Here is an 11,897-nt window from a genome sequence, read left to right as displayed (position 1 = left end):
TAGACCAATTTGCTGTCGCCGCAGTAGGGCAGTCTATTCTCGGACAGCCTCCTGGCGTTGCAGTGGCGGATTTATCAGCCTGTTGTCGTGGCTTCTGTGAGGCTTTTCTGGTTTTGCCTGCAGCGTTTTGTGGCGTCTCATTTTCCCCGTGTGTGCCAGGCCCGGGACCGGCGGGGGCAGTGAACGTGCTCAACTCCCGGGCAAACTGTCCTGCACCGACAAGGCTGGCAAGATAGCCCGGCCCCTGATTGATTTCCGGGGGTAGATTGGCTAGGCTGCTATCGCCCGCCCTGCCAGCGAGGTGAATTGCAGGGAATGGCTGGTCTGGTCATCAAGGCCCGGGAAATCAATGCCAGCAGAACCTGCAGCATTCAGTAATGATGTTTGGGCATTGGGTGGGAAATAATAGAAGGGGTTAAACGACCGAACAAGCTCTATTGCTGAGCGAATCGCCAACCCTTGCCAGCGCCCCCGGGGTTCTGCCGAGGGGGTTGTTACCGGATGCTGGTCGCTGACTGTGCTTGCCGAATTCAGGTTGGTCTGCTGTATCAAAATCATACCTCCTGACAAAATTGCTTATGGCGTATCAATCCATTGTCTTGCAAGGGAGCAAACTGACACATGGTATTTAACGCGCCCGGCTGTTTTATGTTGGCTGTAAGTGAGGATTGATAATAGCAGGCAGCTGTATGTCAGTGGTAAGAATAGTTTGAATTACATAATTGTCCTGAAATAACTTCTGTACACACGCTAACAGCTTTCCGAAAAACTGGAACCACTTGTGCTTTTTCGGGCAGTGACATTTTCCCGGACTGAAAAATTGATGAAGTTATTCCGGGACAATTCCTCGATGACATACATCTTCGCTGGGTTTTAGCCCCCGGTTATTTCTGCACCGGGGCTGGTATTTCCTACTTCTTGATCAAGCCATCAAAGCCGGTGTGGATCAGGTTCCTTGCCAATGTTCACCATGGAGTAGCTGCCTGCTTTAGCGGCGTTTTCCTGCCTGGCGGGCGACACCAACAGTTCGTAATTGTTCTCGTAATGCAACTCAGGAGGATCGGGCAGTGGTCTGGCAGTCCGGGTTTGGCTGTTGGTGTGTCTTGGCATGAGTTCGTTACTGTCATCAGCCGCGGTTGATGCTCTCTGGCGGTAACACCGGTAAGCGCAGACACCCACAAGACCGGCCACCACAAAAAACGCCGCCGCACCCAGGGTGATACCGGTTATAGCGGTTGCCCCCAGTGATGGCGAAGTTAATGGGGCAGGTGTGGCAATACCCGAACCGGAAAAGGGCAGGTTGCTGGATAACGGGGTCGGGGTTGAAGCAGGCATTGTAATTGTGTCAGGACCCTGGCCGGAAAGGGGTATGTTACTGCTGGCCGGAGTTGTCAGGGGCGTTATGGCAGTACCCATATCGGAAAGGGGCATGTTACTGCTGGCCGGAGTTGTCAGGGGCGTTATAGCAGTACCCAAATCGGAAAGGGGCATGTTGGTACTCGGTACTGTTACCGACGTCGTTGCAGCGGTAGATGTCAGCGGGACATTAGCACAGTTTGATGAACCAGTAACATACTCAACCGGCTGGCAATCCGGTGTTACCAGGTCAGGGGCAATAGCTGCACAGATACCTTTATGGGAATAATCACGACAGTCAGGGGAAGTAGCATTTAAATGAGCATTGTACTTGGGACTTCTGATTCTGACATCACAAATAACTTTTTTATCTCCTCCCTTAATATGTGCTTTTGAGGAACTGGTAACGTTGGTGTGAAACGCATTGGTGTTGTTAACTGTGTTTTTTCCCAGACTTCTCCCCGCCCCAATACCGGCATACGAATCTCGACCTGAGGTTGTCACTGTGCATTTTACCGCTGTCGTGCTATCAACAGTTCCTTTATTGATAAATCCCGCGCCAATACCGGCATGGGCTTTTTCCCCGCCGGTTTTTACATGACAATTCACTGCTTTAGTGTTACGAACAGTTCCTTTATTTGTTCCTGCCCCAATACCGGCATTTGCATATGAGTAATGGGTTGTCACTTTGCAGTTCACAGCTGTTGTCCCGTTAACAGTTCCTTCTTTACCGATAAATCCCGCCCCAATACCGGCATTTGAACCTTCCGTAGATCTATTGAGAGCGTCAAGTGCATCTTTGCCTTTGGTTGTCACGGTGCAGCTCGCCGCTTTCGTACCGTCAATAGTTCCCGAGAATAACTTGCCCACGGCAATACCGGCATTGGAACCACGACCATAGGTTGTCACATGGCAGTTCTTTGCTGTTATGCCGGTAACAGTTCCTCCACTAACGTAGCCCACACCAATCGCCGTGCTTGCTGTAGAGCCATTGTTAGCAAGGACAGCACCTTCAACCGTAATATTACTGATCCTGGCGTTGTCTGTCATTCCACAAGCCACTACCCCGGCCGGAGTTGATGAGTTAATTTCGGCATTTTTAAAGTGCAGGTTAAACAAAAGGCCTTTGTCGTCTTTGCCGGACAGGTGTTTTATCAGGCAGTCTCGCAGTCCGCAGATGTGATGATTCCCGCCGTCCAGCTCGCCAGTAAATGGAAGGGTGAAATCGCCAATGGACTGAGTCAATTGGCTACCGTCGATATGATCAGTCAGCTGGTATTTTTTGCTGCAAGAATCCTCATCAAGGCAAATCTCGCCAAGCTTCTCAGCGTTCGGCACTGGAATCCAGTTGGTTGTATCAGAGTCAGCTGCCGATGACGCGCCAACCGCACAAAGGCCGACCAGAGCCCCCAGTGCCAGGGAGGCGTTTGGCAATTGGTTGACGAGTAGCCTTGAGGTAGTGGATTTATCAGTCAGTTGTCGTGGCTTTTGTGAGGCTTTTCTGGTTTCGCCTTCAGCGTTTTGTGGCGGTTCGGCCAGTGCATTGGCTCCGTGTGCGCCAGGCTCAAGACCGGCAGGGGCAGTGTGCGTGCGCAACTCGCTGGCAAACCGTCCTGCACCCACAAGGTTGGCAAGATAGCCCAGCGCCTGATTGATTTCCGGGGGCAGGTTGGCATAGGCTGCGATCGCCCGTCCTGCCAGCGAGGTGAACTGCAGGCAATGACTGCTCTGGTCATCAAGGCCCGGAAGATCAATGGCAACAGCAGAGCCTGCAGTATTGGACAGTGGCGCACGGGCATTGGGGGGCGCATAAAAGGGATTAACCGACCGGGCCAGCTCTCTTGCTGTGCGAATCACCAACCCTTGCCATTGGCCCTGCGGTTCTGTCGATGGTGTTGTAACGGGTTGCCGGTGGGTGGCGATGCCTGCCGGATTCAGGCCTGGCTGCTGTATCAAAATCAATACCTCATGATTATTTATGGTGATATCAATCCGTTGTCTTATAGATGAAGCGCAGGCAGGTAAACTTCCGGGTAATTTTAAGGATTTATCCCTGATAACACCGCCAGTTGCCCGCAAAGGCAATCCCGGCTTTTCGGACAGCGAACGATGGCAACAGCTTCAGCACAGTCCCTGACAATTGACAATAGCAGCCAGTTGTATGGCAGAAGTAAGAATAGTTTGAATTGAACAGGCTTTTTTTTATGCCTGGATGCTGACTTTCCGGTATTTGAGGCTGCAAGTCATGAAATAACTTCGACATTCCTGCAGACGCTACCCGATAAGCCTACACCGCTTGTGCCTTGCGGGCAGCACGGTTGCCAATACTGAGTAAAATGATGAAGTTATTCCGGAACAAATTCATCTGGCTCTTCAGACGCAGAAGAGTGTGTTTCCTCAGATGATCGCCCATCTGTTGTCTGGCTTTCCCGGGGTACGGTTAATGTCTCTCCCGTTGGTTCAGCGCCCGGTTTTTCCAGCACCGGGGCAGGTATTTTCTGCTTTTTGATCAAGTCATCAAAGCCCGTGGGCAATTCGGCTTCCATGGCGTCCAGTTCATCGAACAGCTCCCGGGCTGAACGCTCCCGGATGACTTCCTGGTCCGCCAGTTCGGGCTGGGCTAACGTGCCGTTTTCTGCGTGTGCTTCGGGAACCGCTGCCGGTACTTCCAAAGCCCTGGCGGCTTCTTCGAGATCGCGGATTTCCGACAGTGGCGGCAGTTCATTCAGATTCAGCAGGTTGAAGTAATCGAGGAATTGTCGGGTGGTGGCAAACATGGCGGGCCTGCCGGGAGCATCCCGGTGGCCGACCACACGGACCCACTCCCGCTCCTGCAGGGTGCGGATGATATTACTGCTGACACTGACGCCACGAATCTCTTCGATTTCCCCCCGGGTAATGGGCTGGCGATAGGCGATCAGGGCCAGGGTTTCCAAAAGGGCACGGGTATAGCGCTGAGGTTTCTCATCCCACAGGCCGCCAATCCAGGGAGCCATGGCCTGACGCACCTGAAAGCGGAACCCGGAAGCCACTTGCTTCAGCTCAAAGGCCCGGTCCTGGCAGGCGTCAGATACCTTGGCCAGGGCTGCACGGATCTCATTGCCATCAGGGCGATGGTCTTCCGGAAAGAGGGCGGCCAGCTGTTCAATGGTCAGTGGCCGACTGCTGGCCATGATGGCGGCTTCCAGAATCAGTGAGAGATCAGGCTTTTCACTCATTGATGTGGTCCATGTTATTCAACCCGGGCCTTCACATGAATCGGTCCAAAGGGCTCACTTTGTACCAGCTCGACCAGGGATTCCTTGATCAGTTCCATAATGGCCATAAAGGTAACCACCACACCCAGCCGGCCTTCGCTGACCCGATAGAGTGCCACAAACGGGGTGAAGCGTTCAGGGGAGAGCATGGCCAGCACCTCGCTCATGCGCTCCCGAACGGACAGTGCTTCTTCTGCCACCTGATGGTGCTCAAACATATCATCCCGACCCATGACTTCGCCCAGGGCTATCAGAATATCCTGAAGATCAACCTCCGGATGTGCCTGAACCCGCTCAAAATCCGGCGCCTGAACGTTTGCAGGCCAAGTGTCCCGGCCCATTCTGGGTAAATCGTCCAGATCTTCGGCCGCTTTCTTGAAACGCTCGTACTCCTGCAGCCGCCGGACCAGCTCAGCCCGGGGGTCGTCTTCCTCCTCTTCAGCCTCTGCAGTTCGTGGCAGCAGCATGCGAGATTTGATTTCCGCCAGCGTCGCGGCCATGACCAGATATTCTGCCGCCAGCTCAAACTGGGCACTTTCCATCAGTTTGACGTATTCCATGTACTGATGGGTGATCTGGGCCACCTGGATATCGAGGATATCCATGTTGTTGCGTTTGATCAGGTAGAGCAGAAGATCCAGTGGGCCTTCAAAGGCTTCAAGGAAGACTTCCAGGGCATCCGGTGGAATGTAAAGATCGTCAGGCAGTTTGGTGAATGGTTGACCCTTGACCAGCGCCAGGGATTTTTCCGCTCTTTCGTGGGGAGCTTCACCTGTCACGGATTCTGCGGCCAATGGAACTGACGTCTGTTCTGGTTGTTCGGCCACGGCTGCCGTCGTGGTCATGGGCAGTTCACCTCGTACTGGGCCGTCAAGTGGTTTGACGGCTTACTTCTGATCATTTCCATCATGCCTGCCAGAGGCGGTGCCTGTCCAGAGGTGAGCTATGGAATAGTCCCTGAATAATTTCCGCGTTTCTTGGAGACCGTTACAAAAAGCATAAAAGCCTTGAACCACAAAGGCACAAAGGAAAAGAAAGGAAACGAAAAGAAAAGAAAAGAAAGGAAACGAAAAGAAAAGCTCTCCTTTGCCGTGAAAAATATTTTGCTTGACCATTTTTCATCCTTGAGGGTGGTGCAAAATATTTTCACGCGCTACGTGCATTTGTAACTTTGTGTCTTTGTGCCTTTGTGGTTCCCCTTCTTTTTATGGGCATTTGTAACTTTGTGCCTTTGTGGTTCCCCCTTCTTTACAGGGCCTTCGCGGGAATGACGGCGGTGGTTTAGCGATAGTCCAGTCCCATGGCATCACGGACTTCCTTCAGGGTGTCCAGGGCTTCATCCCGGGCTTTCTCACACCCTTCGGTAATAATGCTATTGACTACGTCCTGGTTATTTTCCAGCTCCAGGGTTTCCATCCGTATCGGCTCCAGCTCGGCCTGAATGGCTTCTATGACCGGTTTTTTGCAGTCCAGGCAACCGATGCTGGCCCTGGTACAACCACTGTGTACCCAGTCTTGGCGTTGCTGGTCGGAATAGAGTCTGTGGAATTGCCATACCGGGCATTTCAGGGGATCGCCCGGGTCGTTGCGGCGAATGCGGGCCGGGTCCGTAGGCATTTTCCGGATCTTGGCGTCCACGTCGTCAGCACTCTCTCTGAGGCTGATGGTGTTATTGCCGGACTTGGACATTTTCTGTCCATCCAGCCCCGGCGTTCTGGCTTGGGGTGTGAGCAATGCCTGCGGCTCTGGCAGGATCACCTTGCCGGTACCTTCGAGATAACCGAAGAGACGCTCCTGGTCACCCAGGGTAATTTTATTCTGTTCCTTCAGCAGGGCCCTGGCGGTTTCCAAAGCATCTTCATCGCCTTTTTCCAGGTAGGTTTTGCGAAGCTTCCGGTAGATTTCACCCTGCTTTTTGCCCATTTTTCGGATGGCCAGTTCAGCATTCTGTTCAAAGCCGGGTTCACGGCCATAGAGATGGTTAAAACGGCGGGCAATTTGCCGGGTAACCTCCACATGCGCTTCCTGGTCAGCACCCACAGGCACATTGCCTGCCCGATAGGCCAGGATGTCAGCACTTTGCAGGAGTGGATAGCCCAGAAAACCATAGGTAGACAGGTCTTTCTCTCTGAGTTTTTCCTGCTGGTCTTTATAGGTCGGGACCCGTTCCAGCCAGGACAGTGGTGTCATCATGGCAAGTAGCAGGTGAAGCTCGGCATGCTCCGGTACCCTGGACTGAATAAAAATAGTCGATGAGCCAGGGTTCACACCGACGGCCAGCCAGTCAGTCACCATATCCAGCAGGTGTTGCTCAAGGTGCCGGGTATCTTCGTAGTGAGTGGTCAGTGCATGCCAGTCTGCCACAAAGAAAAGGCAATCGTATTCGTGTTGCAGTGCCAGCCAGTTTTTTAACACACCGTGATAATGGCCAAGGTGTAAACGGCCAGTGGGTCGCATACCAGATAAAACACGCGACTGGGGGTCTATAGCGCTCAAGGTGCTCTCCCGAGTTAGTCCTGGGTGGAACAGGTTACGACAGTTTTAATCCAGGGGAAAGGCGGGTGTGCTATACCTGTTGGTTCCGGGTGTTTTTGACAGATATCCGAAAACTTTTCCGTAACGATAATAGCAACAACGTGAGGTTAAAATTTCATGCTCTCGCCACCATGTCCAGCCCCGGCCTCAGGTTATCCCGATGAATCGCACCCGGATGGAGAATGCAGGCAGCCTGAGACAACCGCAACACACAACAACAGAGCCATTTCTGTAATTTCTGATACACCACCGGGGCTGCTGAGTTTACCGCCAGAAGTTACCTTAATGCTGTGTAACAGATTAAGTTTCAGAGACATCATTGCGCTGGGCCAATCCTGCAAAAGCCTGCACACGCTGTTTAAAACTGAAAGAAGTGTTTACAAACGGTGGTTTATTCACCGTTTACCACCAGCGTCTCAGGAAAAATTTCGCATGGCTACACAATCACTGACGCTGCGGGAGGTTGAATCATGGGCAAGGCGATTTTCCGATGAGCAACAACTGATTGAGCATTGTCGTTCAGAACATGGCAAAAGATACTTTCCTGAGTTTTTGTTTTACCACATGATGCACGTGGCAATGAACTGGGGCTGGATTAGTTTAAGAGGAACATCAATCATTGATCTGCCTGCGTCTCATGGTATTTTCAGTGCCAATGGCCGTCACATAATAGTGTGTATCCCGTCGCAAAACATGGCCACTGTTTGTAGCATTAATGATGAAGCTCAGTGGGAGCCGAAAATGATTATCCCGAGTTTCCCGGACAGTCGATTATCGCCAAGGTTCAGTCCGGATAGTTGCCACGTGGTCACCGTTGCGGACGTCAGTCAATCAATAGTCAATTCTGAATATCAATGCAAAATAGAAGTTTATGACTTTGTCGACAACCGGGAATGGGTGAACGCAAAAACCCTGCCTTATTGTCATGACGTGGCGATAGAACCGTCTTTTTTCAACAACTACCTGATTCTGGCCAGTAATGACAGACTGAGAACATTAAATTTTTATGATCTGGCTACGCACCGACGTTGTAAATCTGATCCCATAAGTAGCCGCCACACTCATGTTACGGCGATGGCCTCTAGCCGGCTGCATGGGGTAACCGCTCATCACATGGAAGATCATGGTATTCATCAGCTCAGATTCTTTACTATTGTTGATCACCAATGGCTACCGGAAGGACACCCGCTGAACTGTGAAAATATCATCACCAGGCTGGTGTTCAGTCCTGATAACCGTCATTTACTGGCCGTTTCCAGGCATGTGGCCTATATCTACGGGACAGGTGACGATGGTTGGGAACTGAAAAAAACCATGAGTCACCAAAATGAAGAGTTTGATTATTTTACCCTCCGCCGTGTGACTTTCAGTCCTGATGGGCGTTACGTAGTCACAATGTTTGATGATTGCAGTCAGGTAAAAATTTATGGGAAGGTCGACGGCCAATGGCAAGACATAAAAACAATCAAACATGATGAATCCATAGAAGCGGCCTCTTTTAGTCCGGATAATCGCCATTTCGCTACGGGCAGTCGAGATAGCACTGCCAGAATCTATGTTATTCGGCCCGGCGGCCGCTTCTTGCTGACCAACCATATCCCACACTATAGATTGTATCCTCAACTTGGGGGCTCCGTTGTAAGCGTGGATTTCAGTCCCGATGGTAGCCATTTGCTAACTGCTTGTTATTGGCCTGGCTGCAGGGACAGTTACATCAATATATACGGCATGCGATCGGATAGTTCATGGAGTCAGAAAGGTTCAGAATTTTTCCCGTTTAAAAGAATTATCTCCACAAGGTTCAGCCCGGATGGCTTGGGAGCCCTGGCCATCTTTGACAAACATCCGCCCCTTATGTGTACATTGTATCGTGGCATCATTGCCTGCCGAGAGGATAACTTTCCGGGTGTTTTATGATGTCCGTGGCGATATCAAGGAATTCTGATTGAATACCCTCATCCTCAAGAATCTTGATGGCAATATGCTGTTCAGAATAACCGGACTTTAACAGGTAGTCATAGACCAGTTTGCCGTCGCTGGTGATTTCTGCGTGTAAGTGCATGTTCTGGAATATTCCGGGGTATTCATCAGCCAGCAGTGTAGGTCTGGGGTAGTGGGTTGTACAGATATTAATGGAGTTACGGTTGTTGGACATGATTTTCAGATAGCCATACGTGCCTGCCTCGCCTTCTATCGGATTGGTACTGCTGAAAATTTCATCCATCAGGGTCAGGCTGAACTGATGCTCTGCCATGTTCTCGATATGGTCCATCAATTCAATCGCTCTCACCGATTCGGCCTTGAATGTTGACAGGCCGGCAGCAACCTCTGAGCTGATATCCATGTGCGTATGGATCAGTGAAAACGGGGTTATTTCAATATGGCGAGCTGGTGCAATGCCAAAGGTCTGGGCCAGCAGGACGGCAATGGCAATGCCTTCCATATTGGTTGATTTTCCGGCTGCGTTGGGGCCGGTAATGATGGTGTTCAATGGCAGATGAGCACCTATTTCTATACTGTTTGGCACGGCTACGGCCGGTGATAAATGTGGATTCCAGAATCGGTCAAGTCGCAAGTAGGGTGAAGGATGTTCTGGTATGTATTTGGCGAAGGTAATCGGGTTGTTTTCTCTTTTCTGACCCTGACTGACCAGTTTGGCAATGGTCAACCAGGCATCCACTTCGCCCACTGCCTTGAGGATGTATAACATAGAGCTTTTGTGCTTCTGCATCAGCTCTAATGCCATGTGGTAGCACCCCATATGGGAGGTGTAGTATTGCCAGGCGGAACGCAGCGGGCTTTTTGGTGTCTCTTTTAATAGCGCGAGTATTTCCCGTAGCTCTTTTGAGTAATCCAGCCTTGACAGCTCCGGGTAGGATAAAAACACATCATGAAACAGTGGATGATCCTCCAGAGTCATCCAGAGCTTTCGGGCTTCAAATAACGCCAGACCCGGGCGTCGGCTGCGCTCCATGACGTAGGTGTAATAATTTCTCTCTCTTTTGGCACTTCTTTGAGTCAGGTAAAGTGTCAGGCCATAAAGGGTCAAGCCGCTGATCAGGTGTAATGGGTGTGATGAATTGTAATAAAGGTAGGTAGGCATAAAACCGATACCCAGTAAATTCAGGCTTTCAATAAAACGACGGGAGGCCTCTTTTTCATTGCTGGTTTTCGGGTTCATACCAAACTGGGTGGTAGCATCCAGACTCTGAAAGAGCCTTTTGTAAATAGTATCAGAAGGGTCAAGCAGGGATATGATGCCATCCTCATTGGTGGCGAACTGTTCCAAATGATTTTCCAGACTGGCCATAACCCCGGGATGATCGATCAGGTATTGTATGGCTGACTGTCTTTTTTCCAGTACCTTGATATCGATGGTCGGAGTAATCAACATATTGGCCAGCATGACTTCTCCGGAAACAGTAATAGGGGACCCAAGGCTTTTCAGAATACTGTGATCCGGTGATAGGGTTGATCCATTTAACAGGTCCAGGTCTTTGACGGCATGGTGTGTGAGGATTTTGTTGGCTGAACTGGCCTGGCCGATAGTTTGTTGGGTGAGTGATTTTAATATGATTTTTCTTTTTTCTCCGGGCAGGAGAATAATATCAGGAAGTTCGGCTCCACTTTTTGTTGACTCTGATTTTTCAGTTGACTCTGATTTTTCAGTTGACTCTGATTTGTCACTAGAGTCCGGGTAGGCCTGAGAAAAGTGCTGCTGGGAGATTTGAAAGGTATTTTGTATGCCTAGTTCAGCCTGGGTGTTTAAGGAGTGTATAAGAACTCCAATGATTATAATAAATAATTTTTTCCTGGTTACTATTGTTTTTGTGACTGTTGGTATTTGCATGGTGTTATATGTACTTCAGTTAATTGATTATGACTGTTCACGGTTTGATTCTTGATTTTTGGATATATCGGAGGAATGTCTTTTAATTGAGTTATCAAGCCTAGACTACTTTTGTGAATAGTAGTAACAATAGTTTTCCTGTCAGGGTTGAAGTGAAATATCCTGAATTCAAGTCATAAATAGCTGGCCAACTATTCAAAAGGCTCAGGATTACCTTTGCCGACCCTGAGAATTTCCGGGGTATTTGCCATCAGGCTGACTACTGTGGTCGGTTCCATGCCCCGATATCCGCCATCAATAATCAGGTCCAGGTTTGTCTCCAGAGTCATTCGGATATCGTAAGGGTCCAGCATGGGGAGCTGGTCACCGGGCAATTGGAGAGTTGAACTCATGATGGGGCATCCCAGCTCGTTGAGCAGGGACTGGACAATAGGGCAGCCAGGTACCCGTATGCCAATGGTCTTTTTCTTTGGGTGCATCAACCGCCGTGGCACTTCTCTGGACCCTTTCAGAATAAAGGTATAGGGGCCCGGAGTGTGGTTTTTCAACATGCGATATTGACTATTATTCACTTGGGCATAGGTGGCCAGCTCGGAGAGATCTTTACAGACCAGGGTAAAATTATGCTTTTCATCCAGCCTGCGTATTTTTCGGATTCGCTCAACCGCCTTTTTATCACCAATATGACAACCCAGGGCATAGGCCGAGTCCGTTGGGTAGGCGATCACACCGCCATCACGAATAATATCCACTGCCTGACGAACCAGGCGCAGTTGTGGGCTGTCGGGGTGAATCTGGAAGAACTGGCTCATGGCAACCGTCAGCATCAGGGTTATTCACTCTGCCTGGGAGGCTGTCCGAGAATAGCGCCCGACTGGGCGTCCCCGTAGCGAGGATGG

At 50.5% G+C, this 11,897-nt stretch carries 11 protein-coding genes and 1 pseudogene; 4 read left to right on the top strand and 8 right to left on the bottom strand.

The genetic code is table 11. The features are described 5' to 3' along the window. The coding region (locus tag KDK14_RS05240; RefSeq protein ID WP_257263963.1) for a hypothetical protein at positions 1-236 on the top strand (236 nt) is incomplete at its 5' end. A 34-nt stretch (positions 237-270) separates the two neighbouring features. On the opposite strand, the gene KDK14_RS05235 is transcribed toward KDK14_RS05240, so the two are convergent. Together KDK14_RS05235 and KDK14_RS05230 are read right to left on the bottom strand one after the other, a co-directional pair. After that, positions 271-552: a hypothetical protein gene (locus KDK14_RS05235; RefSeq protein ID WP_257263962.1), complete on the bottom strand. Its 282-nt coding sequence runs from the start codon at positions 550-552 to the stop codon at positions 271-273. Positions 553-930: 378 nt separating this feature from the next. Further along, on the bottom strand, positions 931-3,312 hold the full coding sequence (locus KDK14_RS05230; protein ID WP_257263961.1) for a hypothetical protein: 2,382 nt from the start codon (positions 3,310-3,312) through the stop codon (positions 931-933). 22 nt (positions 3,313-3,334) lie between these two features. On the opposite strand from KDK14_RS05230, the gene KDK14_RS05225 reads away from it, so the two are divergent. Next, positions 3,335-3,493 (top strand): hypothetical protein, encoded by a 159-nt coding sequence (locus KDK14_RS05225; RefSeq protein ID WP_257263960.1) that lies wholly within the window; start codon positions 3,335-3,337, stop codon positions 3,491-3,493. Positions 3,494-3,701: 208 nt separating this feature from the next. Here KDK14_RS05225 and scpB read toward each other — a convergent pair whose 3' ends face one another. The 4 genes from scpB to KDK14_RS05205 all read right to left on the bottom strand — a co-directional run bounded on the left by scpB (position 3,702) and on the right by KDK14_RS05205 (position 7,109). Further along, positions 3,702-4,574, bottom strand: a complete 873-nt coding sequence (gene scpB, locus KDK14_RS05220; protein ID WP_257263959.1) for an SMC-Scp complex subunit ScpB — start codon at positions 4,572-4,574, stop codon at positions 3,702-3,704. Positions 4,575-4,588: 14 nt separating this feature from the next. Continuing rightward, positions 4,589-5,458 (bottom strand): ScpA family protein, encoded by an 870-nt coding sequence (locus KDK14_RS05215; protein WP_257263958.1) that lies wholly within the window; start codon positions 5,456-5,458, stop codon positions 4,589-4,591. A 42-nt stretch (positions 5,459-5,500) separates the two neighbouring features. Next, the gene (locus KDK14_RS05210; RefSeq protein ID WP_257263957.1) at positions 5,501-5,728 is read right to left on the bottom strand and encodes a hypothetical protein; all 228 of its coding nucleotides are present in this window, start codon (positions 5,726-5,728) and stop codon (positions 5,501-5,503) included. A gap of 166 nt (positions 5,729-5,894) precedes the next feature. Next, positions 5,895-7,109 carry a tryptophan--tRNA ligase gene (locus KDK14_RS05205; RefSeq protein WP_257263956.1) on the bottom strand — a complete coding sequence of 405 codons (1,215 nt, stop codon included), beginning with the start codon at positions 7,107-7,109 and terminating at the stop codon, positions 5,895-5,897. Between the two features lie 156 nt (positions 7,110-7,265). Between KDK14_RS05205 and KDK14_RS21635 the strand changes: the two are divergent. Then, positions 7,266-7,532: pseudogene (locus KDK14_RS21635) on the top strand (F-box protein); the annotation flags it as partial. A 48-nt stretch (positions 7,533-7,580) separates the two neighbouring features. Next, positions 7,581-9,065, top strand: a complete 1,485-nt coding sequence (locus KDK14_RS05200) for a WD40 repeat domain-containing protein (RefSeq protein ID WP_257263955.1) — start codon at positions 7,581-7,583, stop codon at positions 9,063-9,065. Here KDK14_RS05200 and KDK14_RS05195 read toward each other — a convergent pair. Continuing rightward, positions 9,025-10,554, bottom strand: coding sequence for a hypothetical protein (locus KDK14_RS05195; protein ID WP_257263954.1), 1,530 nt, complete (start codon positions 10,552-10,554; stop codon positions 9,025-9,027). The two genes, KDK14_RS05200 and KDK14_RS05195, sit on opposite strands and share 41 nt — an antisense overlap. Positions 10,555-11,189: 635 nt before the next feature. Continuing rightward, positions 11,190-11,810 (bottom strand): L-threonylcarbamoyladenylate synthase, encoded by a 621-nt coding sequence (locus KDK14_RS05190; RefSeq protein ID WP_257263964.1) that lies wholly within the window; start codon positions 11,808-11,810, stop codon positions 11,190-11,192. Positions 11,811-11,897 lie beyond the last annotated feature (87 nt).

The sequence above is a fragment of the Endozoicomonas sp. ONNA2 genome (assembly GCF_024606365.1).
Lineage (GTDB): Bacteria > Pseudomonadota > Gammaproteobacteria > Pseudomonadales > Endozoicomonadaceae > Endozoicomonas.
Note: the sequence above shows the minus strand (reverse complement) of the source record. Positions and strands in the feature narration are given on the sequence as shown.

Excerpts from the sequence above, each read along its gene's own strand:
- KDK14_RS05225 (WP_257263960.1), top strand. The coding sequence starts at position 3,335 with ATGGTGATATCAATCCGTTGTCTTATAGATGAAGCGCAGGCAGGTAAA.
- scpB (WP_257263959.1), bottom strand. The coding sequence starts at position 4,574 with ATGAGTGAAAAGCCTGATCTCTCACTGATTCTGGAAGCCGCCATCATG.
- KDK14_RS05215 (WP_257263958.1), bottom strand. The coding sequence starts at position 5,458 with ATGACCACGACGGCAGCCGTGGCCGAACAACCAGAACAGACGTCAGTT.
- KDK14_RS05210 (WP_257263957.1), bottom strand. The coding sequence starts at position 5,728 with ATGGTCAAGCAAAATATTTTTCACGGCAAAGGAGAGCTTTTCTTTTCG.
- KDK14_RS05200 (WP_257263955.1), top strand. The coding sequence starts at position 7,581 with ATGGCTACACAATCACTGACGCTGCGGGAGGTTGAATCATGGGCAAGG.
- KDK14_RS05195 (WP_257263954.1), bottom strand. The coding sequence starts at position 10,554 with ATGCTGGCCAATATGTTGATTACTCCGACCATCGATATCAAGGTACTG.
- KDK14_RS05190 (WP_257263964.1), bottom strand. The coding sequence starts at position 11,810 with ATGAGCCAGTTCTTCCAGATTCACCCCGACAGCCCACAACTGCGCCTG.